Source organism: Nocardioidaceae bacterium (assembly GCA_018672315.1).
In the GTDB taxonomy this organism is placed as follows: domain Bacteria; phylum Actinomycetota; class Actinomycetes; order Propionibacteriales; family Nocardioidaceae; genus TYQ2.
Genome location: CP076053.1, coordinates 374,829 through 399,388 on the forward strand (window position 1 = coordinate 374,829; position 24,560 = coordinate 399,388).

General features: G+C 71.7%; 17 protein-coding genes, 1 tRNA gene and 1 pseudogene. 7 read left to right on the plus strand and 12 right to left on the minus strand.

Features of this window, described 5'->3' with window-relative positions; all coding sequences use genetic code 11:
• Window positions 1–236: 236 nt before the first annotated feature.
• A complete protein-coding gene (locus tag KLP28_01840) occupies window positions 237–1,184 on the minus strand; it encodes a phosphotransferase (protein QWC85547.1) in 948 nt (315 codons plus the stop codon).
• 86 nt (window positions 1,185–1,270) lie between these two features.
• Here KLP28_01840 and KLP28_01845 point away from each other — a divergent pair, with 86 nt between their 5' ends.
• Genes KLP28_01845 through KLP28_01855 form a run of 3 tightly spaced genes read left to right on the plus strand, consistent with a single transcriptional unit; the run spans window position 1,271 to window position 4,356 of the window.
• Entirely contained in the window at window positions 1,271–2,098 is an 828-nt protein-coding gene (locus KLP28_01845; GenBank protein ID QWC85548.1) for a hypothetical protein, read from the plus strand.
• Between the two features lie 13 nt (window positions 2,099–2,111).
• Window positions 2,112–2,975, plus strand: a complete 864-nt coding sequence (locus tag KLP28_01850; protein ID QWC85549.1) for a class I SAM-dependent methyltransferase — start codon at window positions 2,112–2,114, stop codon at window positions 2,973–2,975.
• A 46-nt stretch (window positions 2,976–3,021) separates the two neighbouring features.
• Window positions 3,022–4,356 (plus strand): polysaccharide biosynthesis protein, encoded by a 1,335-nt coding sequence (locus KLP28_01855; protein QWC85550.1) that lies wholly within the window; start codon window positions 3,022–3,024, stop codon window positions 4,354–4,356.
• A 43-nt stretch (window positions 4,357–4,399) separates the two neighbouring features.
• On the opposite strand, the gene KLP28_01860 is transcribed toward KLP28_01855, so the two are convergent.
• Together KLP28_01860 and polA are read right to left on the minus strand one after the other, a co-directional pair.
• Window positions 4,400–5,560 (minus strand): glycosyltransferase family 39 protein, encoded by a 1,161-nt coding sequence (locus tag KLP28_01860; protein QWC85551.1) that lies wholly within the window; start codon window positions 5,558–5,560, stop codon window positions 4,400–4,402.
• An 11-nt stretch (window positions 5,561–5,571) separates the two neighbouring features.
• The gene (gene polA / locus KLP28_01865; protein ID QWC85552.1) at window positions 5,572–8,286 is read right to left on the minus strand and encodes a DNA polymerase I; all 2,715 of its coding nucleotides are present in this window, start codon (window positions 8,284–8,286) and stop codon (window positions 5,572–5,574) included.
• Between the two features lie 81 nt (window positions 8,287–8,367).
• Here polA and KLP28_01870 point away from each other — a divergent pair, with 81 nt between their 5' ends.
• The 3 genes from KLP28_01870 to KLP28_01880 all read left to right on the plus strand — a co-directional run bounded on the left by KLP28_01870 (window position 8,368) and on the right by KLP28_01880 (window position 11,027).
• On the plus strand, window positions 8,368–8,796 hold the full coding sequence (locus tag KLP28_01870) for a hotdog fold thioesterase (protein QWC85553.1): 429 nt from the start codon (window positions 8,368–8,370) through the stop codon (window positions 8,794–8,796).
• Between the two features lie 4 nt (window positions 8,797–8,800).
• Window positions 8,801–9,532: a DUF554 domain-containing protein gene (locus KLP28_01875; protein ID QWC85554.1), complete on the plus strand. Its 732-nt coding sequence runs from the start codon at window positions 8,801–8,803 to the stop codon at window positions 9,530–9,532.
• A 124-nt stretch (window positions 9,533–9,656) separates the two neighbouring features.
• Complete coding sequence (locus KLP28_01880; protein ID QWC85555.1) at window positions 9,657–11,027, plus strand: ABC transporter substrate-binding protein; 1,371 nt, start codon at window positions 9,657–9,659, stop codon at window positions 11,025–11,027.
• A gap of 108 nt (window positions 11,028–11,135) precedes the next feature.
• Here the strand turns inward: KLP28_01880 and KLP28_01885 are convergent, their stop codons facing one another.
• The 5 genes and pseudogenes from KLP28_01885 to KLP28_01905 form a co-directional block, all read right to left on the minus strand.
• The gene (locus tag KLP28_01885; protein ID QWC85556.1) at window positions 11,136–11,918 is read right to left on the minus strand and encodes an ABC transporter ATP-binding protein; all 783 of its coding nucleotides are present in this window, start codon (window positions 11,916–11,918) and stop codon (window positions 11,136–11,138) included.
• Window positions 11,915–12,862 (minus strand): ABC transporter ATP-binding protein, encoded by a 948-nt coding sequence (locus tag KLP28_01890; protein QWC85557.1) that lies wholly within the window; start codon window positions 12,860–12,862, stop codon window positions 11,915–11,917. Before KLP28_01890 ends, KLP28_01885 begins: the two co-directional genes overlap by 4 nt.
• Window positions 12,863–12,887: 25 nt before the next feature.
• Window positions 12,888–13,874 carry a branched-chain amino acid ABC transporter permease gene (locus KLP28_01895; GenBank protein QWC85558.1) on the minus strand — a complete coding sequence of 329 codons (987 nt, stop codon included), beginning with the start codon at window positions 13,872–13,874 and terminating at the stop codon, window positions 12,888–12,890.
• Window positions 13,875–13,883: 9 nt separating this feature from the next.
• Window positions 13,884–15,230: a branched-chain amino acid ABC transporter permease gene (locus KLP28_01900; protein ID QWC85559.1), complete on the minus strand. Its 1,347-nt coding sequence runs from the start codon at window positions 15,228–15,230 to the stop codon at window positions 13,884–13,886.
• A gap of 37 nt (window positions 15,231–15,267) precedes the next feature.
• A pseudogene (locus KLP28_01905) lies at window positions 15,268–15,876 on the minus strand (response regulator).
• A 112-nt stretch (window positions 15,877–15,988) separates the two neighbouring features.
• On the opposite strand from KLP28_01905, the gene KLP28_01910 reads away from it, so the two are divergent.
• Window positions 15,989–16,061, plus strand: a tRNA-Leu gene (locus KLP28_01910).
• A 27-nt stretch (window positions 16,062–16,088) separates the two neighbouring features.
• Here the strand turns inward: KLP28_01910 and pyk are convergent.
• The 4 genes from pyk to KLP28_01930 all read right to left on the minus strand — a co-directional run bounded on the left by pyk (window position 16,089) and on the right by KLP28_01930 (window position 24,540).
• Window positions 16,089–17,534, minus strand: coding sequence for a pyruvate kinase (pyk, locus tag KLP28_01915; GenBank protein QWC85560.1), 1,446 nt, complete (start codon window positions 17,532–17,534; stop codon window positions 16,089–16,091).
• Window positions 17,535–17,627: 93 nt separating this feature from the next.
• On the minus strand, window positions 17,628–19,097 hold the full coding sequence (locus KLP28_01920; protein ID QWC85561.1) for a glutamate synthase subunit beta: 1,470 nt from the start codon (window positions 19,095–19,097) through the stop codon (window positions 17,628–17,630).
• The gene (gltB, locus tag KLP28_01925; GenBank protein ID QWC85562.1) at window positions 19,090–23,652 is read right to left on the minus strand and encodes a glutamate synthase large subunit; all 4,563 of its coding nucleotides are present in this window, start codon (window positions 23,650–23,652) and stop codon (window positions 19,090–19,092) included. The genes KLP28_01920 and gltB overlap by 8 nt, the downstream gene beginning before the upstream one ends.
• 210 nt (window positions 23,653–23,862) lie before the next feature.
• A complete protein-coding gene (locus KLP28_01930) occupies window positions 23,863–24,540 on the minus strand; it encodes a VIT1/CCC1 transporter family protein (GenBank protein ID QWC86734.1) in 678 nt (225 codons plus the stop codon).
• Window positions 24,541–24,560: the final 20 nt, after the last annotated feature.

The window sequence follows — 24,560 nt, forward strand, 5'->3', positions numbered from 1 at the left end:
GTCCTCGAGGGTGGATGGAGTCGTACGTGCGCGCCCGAGCGTCGGTTTCACCGCACGAGGCGGACCCGTCGTTCCCGCTGCTGCTGAGCGGGAGGACGAGACGGTCCGCACGGAGAGCGCTGCCCCCTACGTCTGGGGCGGCGCAGACTTCTGGCGCACCAGCCAGCGTACGTCCGCAGGTGGCCGCAGTCCAACCGGCGTCCTCGACGCCGGCTCAGCGCCGGCTCAGCGCCGACTCAGCGCGGCCGCGCGGGCGGTGACGCGTGCAGGTCCTCGGTCCCGGCCATCGACTCCAGCAGCCGCAACGCCGTCCGTCCCGCGGGGCTCGCCGGGTCCGCGAGACCGACGAGCGCCGCCAGGTCCGCGGCGCGGGCGAGGTCCAGCAGCTCCGTCGCGCCGGGCGGGTCCACCAGCCTGACGGTGCCGCGCCAGGAGGTCAGCACGCCCTCGGCGTACGCGCCGGCGACGGGTCCCTCGGTCTGGCGGAGCAGGGCGCCCAGGTCGCTCCACGGCACGCCGGCGTGGGCGGCCTCCCAGTCGACGACCCCGGTGAGGTCGCCGGTCGCGGCGTCGAGCAGCACGTTGGCGGGCGTGAGGTCCCCGTGGGAGAGGCACGCTGCTCCCCCCAGGTGGTCCTCGGCGCCCTCGAGCAGCCGTTGGGCCCTGCCGGCCAGGCGACCGAGGCTGCGCAACCGTGCCGACGGCCAGTCGCTCAGCGCCCCGCGCTCGTACGCGCTCGTCACCGCCGCGACGACCTCGCCGGGAGCCGTCCCGTCCGGGAAGTCGACGAGCCGCAGGTTGCCGTCGGCGAAGACGCCGCGCCGGAGCATGGGAACCCCGGCGATGCGCGCCGCCGCCCCGCCCATGTGCTCACCGGCCGCGCGCAGCACGTGCTCGCTGCCCGCCAGGGTGTCCAGCACGTGCGCGCCGGGGGTCCCGGGCAGCTCCCCGGTGACGAGCAGCCCGGGGGCGCCGGGGACGGGCGTACGCACCTCGAGGACCTCCGGCACCGGGACCGGTCCCCGCACCAGCCGCAGCACCGCGGCGTCGACCAGCGGCGCCTCCGGGCCCCTGCTCGCCGAGGCCGCACCGTAGACCCGGACCACGCTGCGCACGCCACCCGCGTCGGCGAGGAAGGTCTCGCCGCTCTCGCCGGCAGGCATCGGCGTCATCGTCGCGTCCACGGAGGCGATGCTGGCACGCCGCCCGGGCCCCGCGCGGGCACGGTCAGACCGGTGCGCCGGGACGATCCGTCGCATAGCCTCTGCCCATGGCCACCCCCGCACGCGGACGCCCCGCCACGCTCCCCGAGGACCGGCGTCCCACGGCACCCGCGCGACTGCGCGACTACGCCCTGATGCCGCTGCGCGTCGGACGGGCCGTGGGCGACGTGACGTTGGCGCTCGGCGCCCTCGCGGCGCCCGAGGGGCCGATCCGTCGTCCGGGCGGGTACGCCGACCGCACCATGCTCGTCATCGGTCGCGGCGGGCTGCTCGAGCAGCTGACCCAGGTCGTCACCGACGCGAACGGTCCGATGCGCCTGGCCAACACGATCGCGGACGTCCTGGCGCCCGGTCGACCGGTCGGCGAGTTCATCGCCGAGGGCGGGCTGCTCGACAACTTCCTCGACGAGGACAGCACCCTGATGCGCCTCATCAAGCCCGGCGGCACGATCGAGCAGCTCTTCGCCGAGGGCGGCGCCCTCGACCGGCTGCTGCAGCCGGGCGGCGCCTTCGACCGCCTCATGGCCCCGGACGGCCCCCTGGAGCGGCTGCTGGAGGAGGACGGCGCCCTCGACCGCATCACCGCCCGCGACGGCCTGCTCGACCGGCTGCTCGAGCCCGGTGGCTTCGTCGAGCGCCTGCTCGAGGAGGACGGCTTCGCCGAGAAGCTCACCGCGGAGGGCGGCACCCTCGACCAGCTGGTCGCGCTCGGCGAGAAGATCGAGGCCGTCCAGCCCCAGCTCGACGCGATCACCGAGATGATCCCCGACCTGCACCACTCCGTCGACGTGCTCAGCCGCTCCGTGGGCCCCCTCGGCGACCTGGCCAACCGCCTGCCGGGCAGCCGCCGACGCCCGCAGGCCGTCGGCGACTGACGGGTCGGTCCCGATGGCCCCCGGCGACCCACCGGGCACCCCCCTGGGCAGCAGCAGCGAGGCGTACGCCCCCTCGGGCCACGCCACCCGCACCGACGTCGACGAGCCCACCTCGCGGCGGGCGAACCGCAGCGAGTGGGACGCCTACGCCGACGAGTACCAGCAGCTCCACGGACCCTTCCTCGGCGACGCCGGGTTCGTGTGGTCGCCCGAGGGGGTGACCGAGGCCGAGCTCGGCACGCTCGGACCGCGCGCGGAGATGGCCGGCCGGCGCATCCTCGAGGTCGGGTGCGGTGCCGCGCAGTGCGCGCGGTGGCTCACCGACCAGGGCGCGTACGCCGTGGGGCTCGACCTCTCACGCCGTCAGCTGCAGCATGCGCGTCGACTCGACGACGCGACCGGGACGGTCGTCCCGCTGGTCGAGGCGACCGGCACCCACCTGCCGTTCGGCGACCGGACCTTCGACGCGGCCTTCTCCGCCTTCGGGGTGCTGCAGTTCGTCGCCGACGCCGACGCCGCGGTGCGCGAGGTGGCCCGCGTGCTGCGACCGGGCGGACGCTTCGCCTTCTCCGTGACCCACCCGACCCGCTGGGCCATGCCGGACGACCCCGGTGCCGACGGCCTCCGCGTCACGATGAGCTACTTCGACCGCACGCCCTACGTCGAGACCGACGACCAGGGGCGGCCGACGTACGTCGAGCACCACCGCACCCTCGGGGACTGGGTCGCCCTGCTGGCCGACCACGGCTTCGGTCTGCTGCGCCTGGTGGAGCCGGAGTGGCCCGAGGGCCTGGACCGCGAGTGGGGTGGCTGGGGGCCCACGCGGGGGGCGCTAGTCCCCGGCACGGCGATCTTCGTCGCCGACCTGCGGCGCTGAGTCCCGCCACCCGGCGCCGGCCGGTCTCCTCCGTATGCTCGCGCGCGTGCCCGCCCGCCCCGCTCCCCCCTCGCTCGCCGCGGTGAGGCGATGGCTCGTGGGGGGCTCGGCCATCGCCGCCGCCATCGCGGTCATGAACCTCACGACGTACGGCTTCACCGTGCTCGCCGCCCGTTTCCTCGGGCCCGAGGAGTACGGCCAGCTCGGCTCCCTCATGGGGTTGCTCCTGGTGCTGAGCGTCGTCTCCCTCGGCCTGCAGGCCACGGCCGCACGACGGCTCGCCGCCCACCCCGAGCAGGCGGCCCCGTTGGAGTCCGCCGTAGTTCGCGCCACCTGGCGGGCCGCCGCCCTGCTCGGCGTCGCGCTGCTCGTGGTCAGCCCCCTGGTGGAGCGCCTGCTGCGGCTGGAGACCCCGCTCAGCGCGGTGCTGCTGGCCGCGGCGGCCGTGCCGCTCACCGTGATGGGCGGTCAGGCGGGCCTGCTGCAGGGCGAGAAGCGCTGGGCGCCGCTGTCCTTCCTCTACGTCGCCGCCGGCACGGGCCGGCTGGTGCTCGGGCTCGGCGGGGTCGCGCTGACCGGCACCACGGCAGGCGCGATGGCCGGCGTCGCGCTGGGCGGGCTCGCCCCGGTCGCCGTGGGTTGGTGGGGGCTGCGTGCGCGGCAGCCACGCGAGGCCGACGCCGCACCCTCGGGAGAGCCCCCCGCGACGCGCGAGGTGCTGGTCGAGATCACCCAGTCCTCCCACGCCCTGCTCGCGTTCTTCGTGCTGAGCAACCTCGACGTGGTGATCGCGCGGGCCGTGCTGGACGACCGGCTCTCCGGCCTCTACGCCGCGGGCCTCATCATGACCAAGGCGGTGCTGTTCCTGCCGCAGTTCGTCGTCGTGGTGGTGTTCCCGTCGCTGACCGACGCCGCGTCACGACGACGGCTCTTCCTGCCCGCGCTCACCGCCGTGCTCGGGATCGGGGTGGTCACCACCCTCGGGGTGCTCGCGCTGCCGGGACTCGCGGTGACCTTCGTCGGCGGCGGGGCGTACGACGACCTGCGCGGCCTGCTCTGGCTCTTCGCGGCGCTCGGCACCGTGCTGGCGATGCTGCAGCTGATCGTCTACCAGGTGCTGGCGCAGCGGTCCCACCGTCGCGTGCTGCTGATCTGGGCCGCCGTCGCCGTGCTGACGCCCGCAGCCGCGCTCACCGCCGGCGGGGTGACCGGACTCGTGGCGCTCGTGACGGGCGTCGACGTGGCGCTGCTGGCGCTGCTGGTCGTGCTGGTGGTGCGGGCCGACGCCCCGCCGCGCGGCGGGGAGCACGGACGCGTACGCGCCCCGGCGGCCCCCGAGCCGGAGCCTGCGCCGGCGGCTCCCCGCTCCTCGGAGGAGTGAGCGGAGGCCCCGCCGGACCGGGCGCGGGCGCCGGGGACGTCGCTCACGGCGGGCCGGTGCCGGTCATCCAGACGGCCGTGTAGGCGACGTGGGCCGCGGCGACCGCACCGAGCACGGCCCATCGCGTACGCCCTGGTCGGGTCGCCAGCCAGGCCGCGGGCGGCAGGAGGAGCCCCACCGCGGGGATCAGGTAGCGCGGCTTGGAGCCGAAGTAGCCCGAGGTGGTGAAGGCGAGCACGACGATCACCGCGGTCACCACCAGCAGGGGCCACGGGTACGGCGGCCGCGCCAGCCTCGCCGTCAGCACGAGCACCGCCAGCGTCGCGGCGAGGAGGACCACCGCGACGGCGACACCGGCGGGACCCGCCGCGAACCGCTCCCCGAGGAACCCGACGTAGGCCAGCCCTCCGTCGAAGGAGTTCTGCCACCCCTCGGTCACCTCGAGGTAGCCCAGCGGCTGCCCCACCTGCCCCGCGACGTACGCCGGGTGGGCCAGCGTCGCGACGACCAGGAGCAGCCCGGCGAGCAGGGCCTCCGGACGACCAGGACGACGGGCCTCGGGCCACGGGCTGGTCGTACGTCCTGCGACGGCGAGCACGGCGACGAGACCGACCGCCAGCGCGACGGCGACCCCTGTGGGTCGGGTCAGCACCGCCGCCGCGGCCAGCGTCGCCGCCGGGAGGAGCCGACCCCGCAGCACGAACCACACCGACCAGACGAGCACGGCGGTGAACAGCGACTCCGTGTACGCCATCGTCTGCACCGAAGCACTCGGCAGGCAGGCCCACAGCAGCACCGCGACCGTCGCCGCACGGGGCGAGAGGACGCGGCGGGTCAGCACGAAGATGCCGGCCGCTGCGACGGGCGCGCACAGCACGGCCAGCAGCAGCCCCGCCCGGGCGTACGGCAGGCCCAGCAGGTCGCCGAGCACCCTCTCGAGCGCGGGCAGCAGCGGGAAGAACGCGTAGTCGGAGAGGACCCGGCCGTCGGCCGCCACCACCACGTCGCCGTAGCCGTCACGGGCGATGCCGGCGTACCACTGCCCGTCCCAGGCCAGCAGCGTCGCGATGAGTCCCCGGGAGGCGGGGACCCCGTCGGGGTCCCGCAGCGCGATCGCGACCGCGACGGCGGCGAGGGCCGCGACCTTGACCGCCGCGTACGCCCCGAGCGCGGCGACGAGGCCGCCGCCGCGGCGCGAGGCCACGCGGTCGACCGTCAGTGCGCCGCCTCGTGCCAGCTGCGACCGGTGCCGACCGAGACGTCCAGGGGCACCGTCATCTCGGCCGCGGCCGCCATCTGCTCGCGCACCAGCGCCTCGAGGGGCTCGGCCTCGCCCGGTGCCACCTCGAGCACCAGCTCGTCGTGCACCTGCAGCAGCATGCGCGACTGCAGGGCGGAGTCGGCCAGCGCCTGCTCGACCTTCAGCATCGCCACCTTGATGATGTCGGCCGCCGACCCCTGGATCGGGGCGTTGAGGGCCATGCGCTCGGCGATCTCGCGGCGCTGCCGGTTGTCGCTGGTGAGGTCGGGAAGGTAGCGGCGGCGGCCCATGATCGTCTCGGTGTAGCCCGTGCGACGGGCCTCGTCGACGACGGTCGCGAGGTAGTCGCGGATGCCGCCGAAGGTCTCGAAGTACTCCTCCATCAGCTCCTTCGCCTCCCCGGTGCTGATGCGCAGCTGGCCGGAGAGACCGAAGGCGGAGAGCCCGTACGCCAGGCCGTAGTTCATCGCCTTGATCTTGGCCCGCTGCTCGACACCCACGGCGTCGGCGTCGACGCCGAAGACCCGGCTCGCGGTCATGGAGTGGAAGTCCTGCCCGGAGCCGAACGCCTCGGTCAGGAGCTCGTCGGCGGAGAGGTGCGCCATGATCCGCATCTCGATCTGGCTGTAGTCGGCCGTCATCAGCGACTCGTAGCCCTCGCCGACGACGAAGGCCTCGCGGATGCGTCGACCCTCCTCGGTGCGGATCGGGATGTTCTGCAGGTTCGGCTCGGTGCTGGAGAGCCGGCCGGTGGCGGCGATCGTCTGGTTGAAGGTGGTGTGGATGCGCCCGTCGGAGGCCACCGTCTTCAGCAGCCCCTCGATGGTCTGCCGCAGCCGGATCACGTCGCGGTGGCGCAGCAGGTGCTGCAGGAACGGGTGCTCGGTCTTCTCGAACAGCGTCGCCAGTGCGTCGGCGTCGGTGGTGTAGCCGGTCTTCGTCCGCTTGGTCTTCGGCATCTCGAGCTCGTCGAAGAGCACGATCTGCAGCTGCTTGGGCGACCCGAGGTTGATCTCCTTGCCGATCACGGCGTACGCGTCCTGCGCCGCCCGGGTGACCTCGGTGTCGAAGTGGTCCCGCAGCGACTCCAGGTGCTCCACGTCCACCGCGATGCCGGTGCGCTCCATCTGCTCCAGCACGTGCACCAGGGGGAGCTCGACGTCGGCGAGCAGGGCGGACCCGCCACGCTCCTCGAGCTGCTCGTCGAGGGCCTCGGCGAGGTCGAGCACGGCCCGCGCCTGCAGCATCGGCAGCTCGCCTGCGCTCACCTCGGTGTCGACCTCCTCGAAGCTCAGCTGCTCGTCCGCACCGGCGGTGCTCTCGGCCGCCTTCAGCTCGCGCTTGAGGTAGCGCACGGCGAGGTCGGCCAGGTCGAAGGAGCGCTGGTCGGGCTTGTTGAGGTAGGCCGCGAGCGCGGTGTCGCGCACCAGGCCGGCGAGCGGCCACCCCGCCGCGTGCAGCGCGAGGAGCGGGCCCTTGGCGTCGTGCAGGACCTTGGGGACCTCGGCGTCACCGAGCCAGGAGACCAGGGCCTGCTCCGCGTCGGAGCCCAGACCCTCGACCTCCACGTACGCCGCGGACCCGTCGGCCGTGGCGAGCGCGAGGCTGCGTACGTCGCCGGAGCCGGCGCCCCAGGTGCCCTGCACCGTGAGGCCGACGCGGTCCGGGCCGCCGGCGTGCTCGGTGAGCCAGTCGGCGACCGGCACCAGGCCGTCGCCGTCGCCGAGCCGTGCGCCGTCCAGCTCGAAGCCGGAGTCGTCGATCTCCTCCTCGCTCTCCAGCGTGGCGAAGAGGCGGTCGCGCAGCACCCGGAACTCCAGCCCGTCGAAGAGCGTGTGCACCTGCTGGCGGTCCCACGGGCGGCGCACGAGGTCGGCGGGCGCCACCTCCAGCTGCAGGTCACGCACCAACGCGTTGAGCTGGCGGTTGCGCATCACGTCGCCGAGGTGGGCGCGCAGGTTCTCCCCCGCCTTGCCCTTGATCTCGTCCGCCCTGGCGATGACGTTCTCCAGGCCGTCGTACTGGCCCAGCCACTTCGCAGCGGTCTTCGGACCGACCCCGGGCACGCCCGGGAGGTTGTCGGAGGTCTCGCCGACCAGCGCGGCCAGCTCGGGGTAGCGGGCCGGGGTGACCAGGTACTTCTCCTCCACCGCCGTCGGCGTCAGCCGTGCCAGGTCGGAGACGCCGCGGCTGGGGTAGAGCACGGTCGAGCGGTCGGTGACCAGCTGCACCGAGTCGCGGTCGCCGGTCAGGATCAGCACCTCGTAGCCCACGTCGAGCGCCTGCGTGGTCAGCGTGGCGATGATGTCGTCGGCCTCGAAGCCCTCGACGTCCAGGTGCGGGATGTGGAGCGCGTCGAGCACCTCCTTGATCAGCGGCAGCTGCGAGGAGAACTCCGTGGGGGTCTTGTTGCGCTTCGCCTTGTACTCCGGGTACTCCTCGAGGCGGAACGTCTGCCGGGACCGGTCGAAGGCCACGCCCACGTGGGTCGGCTCCTCGTCGCGCAGCACGTTGATGAGCATCGAGGTGAACCCGTACACCGCGTTGGTGTGCTGCCCGGTCGACGTCGCGAAGTTCTCCACCGGGAGGGCGAAGAAGGCGCGGTAGGCCAGCGAGTGGCCGTCGAGCAGGAGGAGGCGTACGGGTGTCTCGGCGGCGGCATCAGGCACGCGCCGACACTAGCCCGACCCGCGGACATCCCGCGCCCGGCCGACGGCAGGCGGAGGGCCTGCAGGGGGCATGATCGCCCCATGAGCGACGACACGCCCCGTGACCTGAGCACCCTGAGCAGCGCCCTGGACGACCGCATGGGCATCGAGGTGCTCGAGGCGAGCGCCGAGCGCGTGGTGGCGACCATGCCGGTGGAGGGCAACACCCAGCCGTACGGCCTGCTGCACGGCGGCGCCTCGGTCGTGCTCGCGGAGTCGCTGGGCTCCATCGGCTCCTTCATGCACGCCGAGCAGTTCGGGAAGATCGCGGTGGGCGTCGACATCAACGCCACACACCACCGCGGCGCACGGTCCGGGCTGGTCACCGGGACCGCGACGCCGGCCCATCTCGGCCGGTCGAGCACCAGCTACGAGGTCGTCATCCGCGACGACCAGGACCGGCGCGTGTGCACCGCCCGCCTCACCTGCGCGCTGATCGATCCCCCGAGCTCGCCGCCGTCCCGGGGCTGAGGCGGTGTTCCCCGGTCTCGGCACCCTGGTCAACATCGCGACCGTGCTGCTCGGGAGCGGCCTCGGCGTGCTCGCGGGGCACAGGATGCCCGAACGCACCCGCCGGGTCGTCACCGACGGGCTGGGGCTCGTCACGCTCCTGATCGCCGGCAGCGCGATGGTTGCCGTCGCCGATCCCGCGCTCGAGGCGGCGGTCGGCACGGCGGCACCGATGCTGATCGTGCTCTTCAGCGTGCTGCTGGGCGGCATCGCGGGTTCGCTGCTGCGGCTCGAGGAGCGTCTGGAGGGCCTCGGGGACCGGCTGCGGCGCCGCCTCGGCGGCTCCGACGACCGCTTCACCGAGGGTTTCGTCGTCGCCAGCCTGGTCTTCTGCGTCGGGCCGCTGACCGTGCTCGGTTCGCTGTACGACGGGCTGGGCCTCGGCGCCGACGCGCTCTACCTGAAGGCCGTGCTCGACGGCTTCGCCGCGATCGCCTTCGCGGCAGCGTTCGGCTGGGGCGTGGCGGTCTCGGCCCTGTCGGTGGGCACCGTCCAGGGGTCGCTCACCCTGCTGGGGCTGGTGATCGGCAACGTGCTCTCCGAGGCGGCCATCGCCGCCCTGACGGCCACCGGCGGGGTGCTGCTGGTCGGGGTCGCGCTGCGCCTGCTGGACATTCGCCGCATTTCGGTCGTCGATCTGCTTCCCGCGTTCGTTCTCGCCCCGATCGTTAGCGAGTTTGTCGCGTGGCTGCATTGACGCCGTTACACGCATCGCCCACTATTCCCTGCACTGTCACCGACTATTCATGCCCTCTGCGGGCCCCGGATGCGGGACAGCACGACCGACGGTCCGATCCGGACCCCAACGAGAGGAACCCGACGTGACCTCACGTCCCACCACCACGTGGGCGAAGGCGATGGCAGCCGGCGCAGCGCTGGCCCTGTCCCTCACCGCCTGCGGCAGCGACTCGGGCAGCAGCCCCGAGGCCGGCGGCGAGAGCTCGAGCCCCAGCAGCTCCGACTCCGCCTCCTCCGACGGTGGCTCCTCCGAGGAGTTCACCAACGACGAGTGCTCGGCCAACGCCACCTCCGCCGACTTCCTGAAGGTGGGCGGCATCCTGCCGCTGACCGGCAACCTCGCCTTCCTCGGCCCGCCGGAGATCGCGGGCGTCGGCCTGGCCGTCTCCGACATCAACGCCGCGGGTGGCGTCGACGGCACCGAGGCGTGCCACGCCATCGAGGACTCCGGCGACTCCACCGACATGTCCGTCTCCACCGCCTCGGCCGGCACGCTGGTCGCGGGCGACCCGTCGGTGGTCATCGGCGCGGCGTCCTCGAGCGTCTCGCTGAACGTCGTCGACACCTTCACCGACGAGGAGATCGTGCAGATCTCCCCCGCGAACACCGCGGTGGACCTGTCCGGCTACTCGGACTACTACTTCCGCACCGCACCGCCGGACACCATCCAGGGCAACGCGCTGGGCAACCTGGTCTCCTCCGACGGCTTCCAGCGCGTGGCCTTCCTCGTCTTCAACGACACCTACGGCACCGGCCTCCGCAACTTCACCCAGGAGGCCATCGAGGCCGCCGGTGGCGAGGTCGTGTACGGCGGCCGGGGCGACGGCGACGAGTTCCCCGCGGGCCAGACCACGTTCTCCTCCGACGTGAGCGCCGCGCTGAACACCAACCCCGACGCCATCATCATCCTGGCGTTCGACGAGACGAAGGCGATCGTGCCCGAGCTCGCCGCGCAGGGTTGGGACATGGCGAAGACCTACTACTCCGACGGCAACACCGCGGACTACAGCGAGGACCTGGAGGCGGGCACGCTCGAGGGCGCGAAGGGCACCATCCCGGGCGCCGACGCCGCCCAGGAGTTCAAGGACCGTCTCGTCGGCTGGTACCAGTCCGCCGAGGGCGAGGGCCTGTCGGACTTCGCGTACGCGGCGGAGTCCTACGACGCCGCCATCCTCGCGGGTCTCGCGGCGCTGAAGGGCGGCGCCACCGACTCGGCGACCGTCCAGGCCAACCTCGCGGCCGTCTCCGGGGCCACCGACGGCACCGAGTGCACCACGTACGCCGACTGCGCCGACCTGATCGCGAACGGTGAGGAGATCCGGTACGCCGGTCCCTCCGGCATCGGCCCGATCAACCAGGACAACGACCCGTCCTCGGCGTTCATCGGCATCTACCAGTTCGACGCCGACAACGCGCCGCAGCTGGTCACCACCCAGGAGGGCTCGTCCGAGTGACGTCCTGACCGCCTGACGCAGCAGCGAGGGCCCCGGACCGAACGGTCCGGGGCCCTCCGCGTGTCCGCCGCCGGCCGAGCTTCTCGGGAGAGGCTCGCGGGGGCCGGGCTACTTCTTGTCGACGTCCTGGGCGAGCGTGCCGAGGTAGAGCTCGATGACCTTCGGGTCGTTCGCGAGTTCACGGCCGGTCCCGGTGTAGGCGTCGCGGCCCTGGTCCAGCACGTAGCCGCGGTCGCAGATCTGCAGGCAGCGGCGCGCGTTCTGCTCGACCATCACGACGCAGACGCCGGTCTGGTTGATCTTGCGGGTGCGCAGGAACGTCTCGTCCTGCCGGACCGGCGAGAGACCTGCGGACGGCTCGTCGAGCAGCAGCACCGACGGCTCCATCATCAGGGCGCGGGCCATGGCGAGCGACTGCCGCTCGCCGCCGGACAGACCGCCGGCCCGGCCGTGGCGACGCTCGTGCAGCACCGGGAAGAGCTCCCACATGCGGGCGAGGCGCTCCTCGACCTTCTTGGGCCTCAGGAAGAGACCCATGCGGAGGTTCTCCTCGATCGTCAGGCTCGGGAAGACGTTGTCGTTCTGCGGCACGAATCCCACACCGTCGGCGACGAGGTGGTTGGTCTTGCGGTTGGTGATGTCCTCGCCGTTGAGGCGCACGGTGCCGCTGTGCACCTTCACCAGGCCGAACATCGCCTTCAGCAGGGTCGACTTGCCGGCGCCGTTCGGACCGATGATGCCGATCATCTCGCCCGGGTGCGCCACCAGGGAGCAGCCGTTGAGGATGTTCACGCCGGGGAGGTAGCCGGCGACGACGTCGGTCGCCTCGACCACGGGGGTGCCACTGGGGGCCGGCGTGGCCGTGCCGCTGGCGCTGGTGCTCGTGCTCATCGCGTCTCCTTCGTGGCTGCGTCGGCCTCGGCCTCTGCCTGCGCCTCACGCTGCAGCGCGGCGAGGGACTCGTCCTCGAGCAGCGCGTCGTCACCGAGGTCGGTGTCGTGGTGCGCGCCGAGGTAGGCGTCGACCACGGCAGGGTTGCTCATCACCGAGTCCGCGGGGCCCTCGGCGATGATGCGGCCCTCGGCCATCACCACGACCCAGTCGGAGATGTGCCGCACCATGTGCATGTCGTGCTCGACGAACAGCACCGTCATGCCCTCGTCGCGCAGGCTCTGGATGTGGCCCAGCAGCGACTGGGTCAGCGCTGGGTTCACCCCTGCCATCGGCTCGTCGAGCATGATCATCGTCGGGTTCGTCATCAGCGCGCGTGCCATCTCGAGCAGCTTGCGCTGACCGCCCGAGAGCGACCCGGCGTAGTCGTCGCGCTTCTCCCACAGCTTGAAGCGGTGCAGCAGCTCCTCGGCCTGCTGCTCGATCTCCTTCTCGCGCTTGCGCCACAGAGGTGAGAGCAGCGCCATCGCCAGGCTCTCCCCGGACTGCCCGGTCGCGCCGAGCATCATGTTCTCCATCACCGTCATCGCGCTGAGCGCCTTGGTGAGCTGGAACGTGCGGACCATGCCGGCACGCGCGACCTTGGAGGCGCCGGTCCTCGACAGCTTCTTGCCCTCGAACGCCCACGACGCCCCGGTCTTGGCCGAGGTGGGGGTGTCGAAGCCGGTGATCAGGTTGAAGAACGTCGTCTTGCCCGCCCCGTTGGGACCGATGAGCGCGGTGATGATGCCGCGCTGCACCTCGAGGTGGTCCACGTCGACCGCGGTCATGCCGCCGAAGCGTCGCTCGATGTTGTCGACCTCGAGGATCGCGTCGGGCTTCGAGGAGCCGGGCTCGGGGGCCAGGCCGTCGACGAGAGCGCGCCGGGCGGCCGGGTCGGCCATGCTGCGACTCTGCGTCGCCGGGGTCTCAGGCATTGAACGCCAGCTCCTTCTTGTTGCCGAGGATGCCTTGCGGTCTGAAGATCACGATCAGCATCAGTGAGACGCCGACGACGACCCAGGAGAACTGCTCGGTCTGCTGGGTGCTCATGATGGCGTCGGGCACGACCACGTCGGCGCCTCCCTTGACCAGCACCCGGATCGCGAAGAACAGCATGGTGCCGAGCACGGGTCCGAAGATGGTGGCGGCTCCACCCAGCAGCAGGGCCGTCCACATGAAGAAGGTCAGGGTCTTGCTCATGGCGTCGGGCTGCACCGACGCGGGCAGCACGAAGATCATGCCGGCGAGCGCGCCGAGGGTGCCTCCGATGACCAGCGCCTGCATCTTGATCAGGTAGACGTTCTTGCCGAGGCTGCGCACGGCGTCCTCGTCCTCGCGGATGCCCTTCAGCACGCGGCCCCACGGGCTGCGGGCCAGCAGGAACACGCCGACCGCGCACACCGCGACCAGCGCCCACGCGACCGCGCGGACCCACCAGCCGTTCACACCGGTGTTGGAGTAGCTGAGGGGACCGACCGAGGTGCTGCCGTCACCGAAGAACGACAGCGAGGTGAAGGAGTCCCGGTACTCCGAGCCGGGGAGCCCCTGCGCCGCGCCGGTCACGTCGGTGAGCAGCGACGACCGTCCGACGAATCTGACGATCTCCGCCGCCGAGATCGTGACGATCGCCAGGTAGTCCCCTCGCAGCTTCAACGTGGGAATGCCGAGCAGGATCGAGAAGACGATCGAGCAGGCCAGACCGATCAGGATCGCCAGGATCAGCGGGGCGCCCTGGATCAGCGAGATCGCGAAGCCGTACGCCCCCAGCAGCATGAAGCCGGCCTGGCCCATGTTGAGCAGGCCGGTGAAGCCGAAGTGCACGTTCAGTCCGATGACGGCGATGGCCACGGCGGCGGTCTGCGGGGAGATCGCCTCCCGCAGCATCCCGGTGAGGATGTTTGTCCAGATGTCCATGTCTGCCTCTCAGCCCACTCGTTGGGCGCGTCCGAGGATGCCCTGGGGCCGCACCAGCAGCACCAGGACGAGGATGAGCAGCGCCGTCGCGTACTTGAAGTCGCCCGGCATGCCCAGCGCCGGCGACACCTCGACGACCAGCCCGATGATCAGCGCTCCGACCAGGGCGCCGAACGCGGTGCCGAGGCCACCGAGGGTCACGGCGGCGAAGAGCAGCAGCAGGATCTGCAGACCCGAGTCCCACTTGATCCCGTTGACGACGAGCGCGTACATCAGGCCACCGAGGCCGGCGAGGCCGGCCGAGACCGTCCACACCAGCCGGATGACCTTGTCGACGTCGATGCCCGAGGCCGCGGCCAGCGCCCGGTTGTCCGCCACGGCACGGGTGGCGCGTCCGATGCGCGTACGCAGCAGCGCGAAGCCGACGGCGGCCAGCACCACGACCGAGATCGCCATCGCGGCGATCGACTGGATCGTCAGCGTGAAGGGGCCGAAGGAGACGACCTCGGGGTTGTCCTGCACGACGCGCACCGTGCGGGCACCGACGAAGTACTGGAAGCCGTACTGCATCGCCAGCGACAACCCGATGGTGACGATCAGCATCTGGGTGAGGTTCAGGCTGCGCCGTCTCAGCGGCGTCCACATGATGCGGTCCTGGAACCAGCCGGAGAAGGCGCACAGCGCCACCACGATCGCACCGCCGACCAGCAGCGGCAGCCCGGCCACGTTGACCAGGCCGTAGCCGAGCATCCCGCCGAGCGTGACCTGCTCGGCGTGCGCGAAGTTCGACAGGCCGGTCGTGCCGTAGATCAGCGACAGGCCGACCGAGGCCAGCGCGAGCAGCAGCCCGAGGCGTACGCCGGAGAGCAGGCTCTGCGCGATGTAGTCGGCATTGCTCAGCTCCGCGTCGTAGTCGCCGGTGCGGACCGGGACGACGACGGCGCTGAGCGAGCCCAGCGCGGTCACGTTCACCGTGGTGGGCTGCGCCGGCGGCACGACACCGTCGGGCAGGCCCTCGGGGACGACCTCGACGACGAAGTCGCCGGTCTGCTCGACGCTGAAGGCCCACTTGCCGTCGGCCGCGGTCGTCACGGTCTCGTCGGTGCCGGGCCCGGTGATCGCGAGGTTCACGCCGGGCACGACGCCTTCCTCCGTGCGCAGCGTGCCGGTGAGGCACTGGGCCTCCGGTGAAATCGAGCAGAGCGCGGTGGGGGGCAGGTCCTCGGCCGCGCTCGACTCGTTGGCGTACGCCGGGGAGGTGAGCGCCGCGAGCGGAGCGATCACCCCGAGCAGCAGACCGAGCAGAACGGTCGTGGCGCTGACGCGGTGGGGCGTCCTCGAAACACGCTCGGGCACGTGATCCTCCTCGCAGGGGTCGAACGGTCGCGTCATCTTAGGGGCAATCGGTTTCACCCGTGTCACGGCGCGTCGTGGCCGCTGGTCCGTGCTCGACGACGGACTCGGCGACGGTGCTCATCGAGAGCCTCAGGTCCATCGCCGTCTTCTGGATCCAGCGGAACGCGTCGGGCTCGGTCAGGCCCAGCTGCTGCTGCAGCACCGACTTGGCGCGGTCGACCATCGTGCGGGCGCGGAGCCGCTCCCCCAGGGAGTCGACCTCGGCCTCCAGCGCCCGGATCTGCGCGAAGCGAGCCGCCGCCATCTCGATGGCGGGCACCAGGTCGGACTGGGTGAAGGGCTTGACCAGGTACGCCATCGCGCCCGCGCCGAGCGCCCGCTCGACGAGCTCGCGCTGGCTGAACGCCGTCAGCATGAGCACGGCCGCCAGCCGCTCCTCGGCGATCACCTCGGCGGCACTGATGCCGTCCAGGCGCGGCATCTTGACGTCGAGCACGGCCACCTCGGGACGGTGCTCGCGCACGAGCGCGATGGCCTGCTCGCCGTCACCGGCCTGGCCGACGACGTCGTACCCCTCCTCGGCGAGCATCTCGGCGAGATCGAGGCGGATCAGCGCCTCGTCCTCGGCGATGACGACACGGCGGGCGGGACTCACCGGCGGCACGCTACTAGGGGTCCGAGCCCGGCGCGCCCCGCAACGGGTAGCGTGACGCCGCCGTCATCTGGTCGTGACGGTCCTCCCGCAGCTCGCACCACCCGCCCCGGTAGCCCAATGGCAGAGGCAACGGTCTCAAACACCGTCCAGTGTCGGTTCGAATCCGACCCGGGGTACGCACCGCCGTCGGCGCCGTCGCCGGGTCAGTCCCGCTCGTACGCCTTGGCGACCGCGTTGATGGCGTCGCCCATGCAGTGGATGCGCAGCGCGTTGGTCGAGCCCGGGATGCCGGGAGGGCTGCCGGCGACGATGACGACGAGGTCGCCCTCGGCCAGCCTGCCGATGCGCAGCAGCGTCTCGTCCACGTCGCGCACCATCTCGTCGGTCTCCCACATCTGCTGGGTGCAGAACGTCTCGGTGCCCCAGGTGAGCGCCAGCTGGGAACGCACCGCGGGGACAGGCGTGAACGCCAGCACCGGGATGTGGGAGCGGAACGCGGCGACCCGTCGCGCCGAGGCGCCGGACTGGGTGAACGCCACGAGGTACTTCGCCTGCACCCGCTCGGCGACCTCGACGGCGGCCTTGCAGATCACCTCGGGACGCTCGGTGGGGTCCCAGTCGATGCCGGCCACCTCGTGGCGGCCCTGGTGGTGGGCGGCGTCGAGGATGGACTGCATCGTCGCGACGGTGCGTACGGGGTACTCCCCCACGCTGGTCTCGCCCGACAGCATCACGGCGTCGGCACCGTCGAGCACCGCGTTGGCGACGTCGGTCGCCTCGGCGCGGGTGGGAGCGGGCGAGTGGATCATCGAGTCGAGCATCTGCGTGGCGACGATGACGGGCTTGCCGGCGCAACGGGTCGCCTCGATGACGCGCTTCTGGTGGAAGGGCACGTCCTGCAACGGACACTCGACCCCGAGGTCCCCGCGCGCGACCATGACGCCGTCGAACGCCTCGATGACGGCGTCGAGGTTCTCCAGCGCCTGCGGCTTCTCGATCTTCGCGATCACCGGGAGGAAGACGCCCTCCTCGCGCATCACCGCGCGGACCTCCTCGGCGTCGTCGGCGGAGCGCACGAACGACAGGGCCACGAAGTCCGCGGTGAGTCCGAGCGCGAAGCGCAGGTCCGCGACGTCCTTCTCCGTCATCGCCGGGACCGAGACCGCGACGCCCGGCAGGTTGATGCCCTTGTTGTTGCTGACCGTGCCGGCCACCACGACCTCGCAGGTCACGTCGGTGTCGTCGACCTCGGTGACGCGCAGGCGTACGCGGCCGTCGTCGATGAGGATGTCGTCGCCGGACGAGACGTCGCCGGGGAGGCCCTCGTAGGTGGTCGAGACGATCTGCTGGTCCCCGGCGACATCGCGGGTGGTGATGGTGAAGGTGTCGCCGTGCGCCAGGTCGACCGGCCCGTCGGCGAAGCGTCCCGTGCGGATCTTCGGGCCCTGCAGGTCCACGAGCACGCCGACGCCCTTGCCGGAGTCGTCGGAGGCCTTGCGGACGTTGTCGTAGACGGCCTGGTGGTCCGCAGGGTCACCGTGGGAGAAGTTCAGCCGGGCCACGTTCATCCCGGCGTCGACCAGCGCCCGGATCTGCTCGTAGGAGGACGTAGCGGGCCCGAGGGTGCAGACGATCTTCGCGCGCGGCATGGGAACAACCGTACGCAAGAACAGCCAGTCACCTCGGTCTAGATGATCGAGCCGCGGGTGGCACGCAGCCCGACGCGCAGCGGAGGGCTGCCGTCAGACCGTGAGGGGACGCGCCGTCGGCGGGATCGGCGCGGGCAGCTTGGTCGAGCCGGTCAGGTATTTCTCGACGCCGGCCGCGCATGCACGTCCTTCGGCGAGTGCCCAGACGATCAGGCTCTGGCCGCGGCCCGCGTCGCCGGCGACGAAGACCCCGGGGACGCTCGACATGTAGGACTTGTCGCGCACGACGTTGCCGCGCTGGTCGAGGTCGACGCCGAGCTGCTCGACGAGGCCCTTGCGCTGCGGGCCGGTGAAGCCCATGGCGAGCAGCACCAGCTGGGCCGGGATCTCCTTCTCCGAGCCCTCGACGGGCTCGAACCGGCCGTCGCGCATCTCGACCTCGACGAGCTTCAGGGCGCGTACGCGACCCTCGTCGTCGCCGAGGAACCTCTCGGTGGACACGGCGTAGACCCGGTCGCCGCCCTCCTCGTGGGCGGAGGAGACCTTGTAGGTCATCGGGTACGTCGGCCACGGCTGCGCCTCGGGACGCTCCTCGGAGGGCCGGGGCATGATCTCGAGCTGGGTGATGGACCGCGCGCCCTGTCGGATGGAGGTGCCGAGGCAGTCGGCGCCGGTGTCGCCGCCGCCGATGATGACGACGTCCTTGTCCTCGGCGGTGATCTGACCCTCGACCTCCTCCCCGAGCGCCGTGCGGTTCGCCTGCGGCAGGAACTCCATCGCCTGGTGGATGCCCTCCAGGTCGCGACCCTCGACGTCGAGGTCGCGGGCGAGGGTGGCACCGGTGGCGATCACGACCGCGTCGTAGCGCTCGCGCAACTGCTTGCCGCTGAGACCGGCCCCGCCGACGTCGACGCCGGCCCGGAAGACGGTGCCCTCCCGGCGCATCTGGTCGATGCGACGCTCGACGTGGCGCTTCTCCATCTTGAACTCGGGGATGCCGTAGCGCAGCAGACCGCCGATCTTGTCGTCGCGCTCGTACACCGCGACGGTGTGGCCGGCGCGGGTGAGCTGCTGGGCGACGGCCAGGCCTGCGGGGCCGGACCCGACGACGGCGATCGTCTTGCCCGAGAGCCACTCCGGCGGGGCCGGCTTGACCCAGCCCTCCTCCCAGGCGCGGTCGATGATCGCGACCTCGACGTTCTTGATCGTGACGGGGTCCTGGTTGATGCCGAGCACGCACGCGGTCTCGCACGGCGCGGGGCACAGCCGCCCGGTGAACTCCGGGAAGTTGTTCGTCGCGTGCAGGCGCTCGATGGCCTCGTCCCAGTCGTCGCGGTAGACGAGGTCGTTCCACTCCGGGATCAGGTTGCCCAGCGGGCAGCCCTGGTGGCAGAACGGGATGCCGCAGTCCATGCAGCGGCTCGCCTGGGTGTCGATGATCGGCAGCAGCGCGCGGCCGATGCCGTCGGGGTAGACCTCGTTCCAGTCGTTGACGCGCTCCTCCACGACCCGTCGGGTCGCGACCTCGCGGCCGTGCTTCAGGAATCCCTTGGGATCAGCCATGGAGTGCCTCCATCATCGCGCGGGCGGTGTCGTCCTCGGAGAGGCCGTCGGCCTCGGCCTTCGCCCTCACCTCCTGGACCTTGCGGAAGTCGGTCGGGATCACGCAGGTGAGACGGGTGGTCGCCGCCTCCCAGTCCTCCAGCAGCGCTGCGGCGACCGGCGAGCCGGTCTCCTCCGCGTGCTCACGCACCATGCGCTCGAGGACGTCGGCGTCCATCGTGTCCGCCGGGTTCAGCTCGACGAGCTGCTTGTTGACGTCGTCGGGGTCGAGGTCGAGCACCCAGGCGATGCCGCCGCTCATGCCCGCACCGAAGTTGCGGCCGGTCGGGCCGAGCACGACGACGTGGCCGCCGGTCATGTACTCGCAACCGTGGTCGCCCACCCCCTCGACGACGAGGTCGGCACCGGAGTTGCGTACGGCGAACCGCTCGCCCACCTGGCCGCGCAGGAAGATCGACCCCGAGGTCGCGCCGTACGCGATGGTGTTGCCGGCGATGATCTGCTGCTCGGCCTCGAAGCCGGCGGACCGGTCGGGACGGACCACCAGGCGGCCGCCCGAGAGACCCTTGCCGACGTAGTCGTTGGCGTCGCCCTCCAGGCGCAGCGTGACGCCGCGCGGCACGAAGGCACCGAAGGACTGACCGGCCGAGCCCGTGAAGGTCAGGTCGATCGTGCCGTCGGGCAGTCCCTCGCCGCGGTAGGCCTTGGTGACCTCGTGACCGAGGATCGTGCCGACCGTGCGGTTGACGTTGCGGATGGGCAGCCGGGCGCGTACGGGCTCGCCGGACTCCAGAGCCGGCTTGCACAGGCTGACCAGCTGCTGGTCCAGCGCCTTGTCGATGCCGTGGTCCTGCACCTTGGTGCAGTAACGGTCCTGCACGGACTCGTCGAACTCGGGCATGTGCAGGATCGGCGCGATGTCCAGGCCCGAGGCCTTCCAGTGGTCCACCGCCGCCTCACGGTCGAGCACCTCGACCCGACCGACGGCCTCGTCGATGCTGCGGAAGCCCAGCTCGGCCAGGATCTCGCGCACCTCCTGCGCGATGAACTCGAAGAAGTTCACGACGTACTCGGCCTTGCCGGAGTAACGCTCACGCAGCACCGGGTTCTGCGTCGCCACGCCCACCGGGCAGGTGTCGAGGTGGCACACGCGCATCATGATGCAGCCCGAGACCACCAGCGGTGCGGTCGCGAAGCCGAACTCCTCCGCGCCCAGCAGCGCCGCCACGACGACGTCGCGGCCGGTCTTCATCTGACCGTCCGCCTGCACGACGATGCGGTCGCGCAGCCCGTTGATCAGCAGCGTCTGCTGGGTCTCGGCCAGACCGAGCTCCCAGGGCCCGCCCGCGTGCTTCAGCGAGGTCAGCGGCGAGGCGCCGGTGCCCCCGTCGTGACCGGAGATCAGCACCACGTCGGCGTGCGCCTTCGAGACACCCGTCGCGACCGTGCCGACGCCGACCTCGGAGACCAGCTTCACGTGGACCCGCGCCGAGGGGTTGGCGTTCTTCAGGTCGTGGATCAGCTGCGCGAGGTCCTCGATGGAGTAGATGTCGTGGTGCGGCGGCGGGGAGATCAGGCCCACGCCCGGCGTGGAGTGCCGGGTCTTCGCCACCCACGGGTAGACCTTGTGACCGGGCAGCTGGCCGCCCTCGCCGGGCTTCGCGCCCTGGGCCATCTTGATCTGGATGTCGTCGGAGTTCGTGAGGTACTCCGAGGTGACACCGAAGCGACCTGAGGCGACCTGCTTGATCGAGCTGCGGCGCTCGGGGTCGTACAGCCGCTCGGGGTCCTCGCCGCCCTCACCGGTGTTGGACTTGGCGCCCAGCCGGTTCATCGCGATCGCCAGGGTCTCGTGCGCCTCCTGGCTGATCGAGCCGTAGGACATCGCGCCGGTGGAGAACCGCTTCACGATCGCCGAGACCGGCTCGACCTCCTCGATCGGCACGGGCTGCCGCCCGGTCTCCCCGGCGCCCTTGAGACGGAACAGGCCACGCAGCGTCATCAGCTGCTCGGACTGGGTGTCGACGAGCTTCGTGTAGTCCTTGAAGACGTCGTAGCGGCCCTGCCGCGTGGCGTGCTGCAGCCGGAAGACGGTCTCGGGGTTGAACAGGTGCGGCTCGCCCTCGCGGCGCCACTGGTACTCCCCGCCGATCTCGAGGCCCCGGTGCGCCGGCGCCATGCCGCCGCGCGGGTACGCCGTCGCGTGCCGCGACGCGATCTCGCGGGCGATGGTGTCCAGCCCGACACCGCCGAGCTTGGAGGTGGTGCCGGTGAAGAACTCGTCCACCAGCTCCTGGGACAGCCCGATCGCCTCGAAGATCTGCGCACCGGTGTAGGACGCGACGGTGGAGACGCCCATCTTGCTCATCACCTTCAGCACGCCCTTGCCCAGGGAGTACACGAGGTTGCGCACCGCCTGCTGGGGCTCGGAGGTGACGTAGGAGCCGTCGCGCGCGAGGTCCTCGACCGTCTCCATCGCGAGGTAGGGGTTCACCGCCGCGGCACCGAAGCCGATCAGCAGCGCCACGTGGTGCACCTCGCGCACGTCGCCGGCCTCGACCAGCAGGCCGACCTGCGTACGCGTCTTCTCGGCCACGAGGTGGTGGTGCACCGCTCCGGTGAGCAGCAGCGACGGGATCGGCGCCATCTCCGCGGTGGAGTGACGGTCCGACAGCACCAGCACACGGGCGCCGTCGGCGATGGCCTGGGAGACCTCGACGCGGATCTCGTCCAGCCGCTCACGCAGCGCCTCGCCGCCACCGGCGACGGGGTAGAGGCCGCGGACGACGTACGCCTGGAACAGCGGGTGGGACCCGTCGCGGTTGACGTGGCGGATCTTGGCCAGCTCGTCGTTGTCGATGACCGGGAAGGGCAGCGTGATGTGCTTGCACGACTCCGCGGTGGGCTCCAGCAGGTTGCCCTCGGGGCCGATCGACCCGTTCAGCGAGGTGACGAGCTCCTCGCGGATGGCGTCCAGCGGCGGGTTCGTGACCTGTGCGAACAGCTGCGTGAAGTAGTCGAAGATCAGCCGGGGTCGCTCCGAGAGCACCGCCACCGGGGTGTCGGTGCCCATCGAGCCGATCGGCTCCGCGCCGGTGTTCGCCATCGGCGTGAGCAGGATGCGCAGCTCCTCCTCGGTGTAGCCGAAGATCTGCTGCCGGCGGGTCACCGAGGCGTGGGTGTGCACCACGTGCTCGAGGTCGGGCAGGTCCGGCAGCCGCAGCAGGCCCTGCTCGAGCCAGTCGGCGTACGGGTGCTCGGCCGCGAGCTCGCCCTTGATCTCCTCGTCCTCGACGATGCGGCCCTCGGCCGTGTCGACCAGGAACATGCGGCCCGGCTGCAGCCGGCCCTTGCGGACGACCGTCGCCGGGTCGATGTCGAGCACGCCGACCTCGGAGGCCAGCACGACCAGGCCGTCGTCGGTGACCCAGTAGCGCGAGGGACGCAGACCGTTGCGGTCCAGCACCGCGCCGACCTGGGTGCCGTCGGTGAACACGACGCAGGCAGGACCGTCCCACGGCTCCATCATCGAGGCGTGGAACTCGTAGAACGCCTTGAGCTGCGGGTCCATCGCGTCGTGGTTCTCCCACGCCTCCGGGATCATCATCAGCACCGCGTGCGGCAGCGGACGGCCGCCCATGTGCAGCAGCTCCAGCACCTCGTCGAACGACGCGGAGTCCGACGCCTCCGGGCTGCAGATCGGGAACAGCCGCTCGAGGTCGCCGGGGATCTCGGTGCTGGCCAGCAACGCCTCACGGGCCCGCATCCAGTTGCGGTTGCCCTTGACGGTGTTGATCTCGCCGTTGTGCGCGATGAAGCGGAACGGGTGGCTCAGGGGCCAGCTCGGGAACGTGTTCGTCGAGAACCGCGAGTGCACGACGCCGATCGCCGAGGCGACCCGCTCGTCACGCAGCTCGGGGAAGAACTCGTCGAGCTGCGCGGTCGTGAGCATGCCCTTGTAGGCGATGGTGCGGCTGCTCAGCGAGGGGAAGTACACCTCGGTCTCCCGCTCGGCCCGCTTGCGCAGGCAGAAGGCGAGACGCTCCAGGACCATCTGGTCGCCCGCCTGGTCACCAGACGGGGCCACGTCGGACCCCTCGCCGGGCGCCACGAAGAGCTGACGGAAGGTCGGCATCACCGAACGGGCGGTCACACCCAGCACCGACGGGTCCGTGGGGACCTCGCGCCAGCCGAGGACCTCCAGGCCCTCCTCCGCCGCGATCTGCTCGATCTTCGAGACCGTCGAGGACACCTGACCCGGCCCGCCCGGCAGGAAGGCGGTGCCCACGGCGTACGCGCCCTGCGTCGGCAGCTCGAAGCCCGCGACCTCACGCAGGAACGCGTCCGGCACCTGCAGCAGGATGCCCGCGCCGTCACCGGAGTCCGGCTCGGCGCCCGAGGCGCCACGGTGCTCGAGGTTGCGCAGCGCGGTCAGCGCCTGCTGCACGATCTGCGAGCTCGGCTCACCGGTCAGCGTGCCGACGAAGGCGACACCACAGGCGTCGTGCTCGAAGGCCGGGTCGTAGAGCCCCTGAGCCGCTGGGTACGCGTCCATGGCGGATCTCCCGTCGTTGCGAGCACCGTGACGGCCCGCGGCCTCGACTGCTGGACCGTGCCCTCGGAGCGCCTCACGGGGAGGGCGCCCGTGGGCGGAGGGACGAACGGTGCGGATCGTTGTGCGATGCCGCAGGACGACGTTGGCCTGCGTGGCCCTGAGTTTACATGCCCCGACGGGGCAGCCCACCGGGCGGCGGTGGGGCGAGGATCACCCGATCCCGGCGCCGACGGCCGAGCCCACGGCGTACGTCAGGGCCGTCGCGGCGGCACCCAGCACCAGCTGACGCCCACCGCCGAACCACCACGGCTTCGAGGTCACCGAGGTGACCACCGCGCCGCACACGAACAGGGCCAACAGCGTCAGCGCGATGCCCGGCAGCACGCTCGTGGCGCCGAGGAAGTACGGCAGCAACGGCACCACCGCGCCCAGCGCGAACGACACGAACGACGCACCCGCCGCGACCCACGGTGAGGCGAGGTCCTCCGCGTCCACCCCGAACTCCTCCCGGGCGTGCACCGCCACGGCGCGGTCCACGTCGCGGTGCAGCTGCTCCGCGACCTGCCGGGCCAGCGCCGGCTCCAGCCCCTTCGCCTCGTACATCGCCGCCAGCTCGGCCGTCTCGTGGTCGGGGTGCGCCAGGATCTCCCGGCGCTCCTTGTCGATCTCGTGCTGCGCCGACTCGGCCTGGCTCGCCACCGAGGTGTACTCCCCCGCCGCCATCGAGAACGCACCCGCCGCCAGCCCCGCAAGACCCGCCAGCACCACCGGGTTCGTGCCCGACGCCGTCGCGGCAGCACCGCCTGCGACACCCGCCACGAGCGATGCGTTCGAGACCAGCCCGTCCATCGCACCGAACACGGCCGGACGCAGCCAGCCGCCCGTCACATCAGCGTGCTCGTGACCCT

Bases quoted from the DNA above. Each gene is read 5' to 3' on its own strand.
- pyk (QWC85560.1), bottom strand. From the start codon at position 17,534: ATGCCGCGCGCGAAGATCGTCTGCACCCTCGGGCCCGCTACGTCCTCC.
- KLP28_01850 (QWC85549.1), top strand. From the start codon at position 2,112: ATGGCCCCCGGCGACCCACCGGGCACCCCCCTGGGCAGCAGCAGCGAG.
- KLP28_01885 (QWC85556.1), bottom strand. From the start codon at position 11,918: ATGAGCACGAGCACCAGCGCCAGCGGCACGGCCACGCCGGCCCCCAGT.
- KLP28_01895 (QWC85558.1), bottom strand. From the start codon at position 13,874: ATGGACATCTGGACAAACATCCTCACCGGGATGCTGCGGGAGGCGATC.
- KLP28_01845 (QWC85548.1), top strand. From the start codon at position 1,271: ATGGCCACCCCCGCACGCGGACGCCCCGCCACGCTCCCCGAGGACCGG.
- KLP28_01870 (QWC85553.1), top strand. From the start codon at position 8,368: ATGAGCGACGACACGCCCCGTGACCTGAGCACCCTGAGCAGCGCCCTG.
- KLP28_01920 (QWC85561.1), bottom strand. From the start codon at position 19,097: ATGGCTGATCCCAAGGGATTCCTGAAGCACGGCCGCGAGGTCGCGACC.
- gltB (QWC85562.1), bottom strand. From the start codon at position 23,652: ATGGACGCGTACCCAGCGGCTCAGGGGCTCTACGACCCGGCCTTCGAG.
- KLP28_01890 (QWC85557.1), bottom strand. From the start codon at position 12,862: ATGGCCGACCCGGCCGCCCGGCGCGCTCTCGTCGACGGCCTGGCCCCC.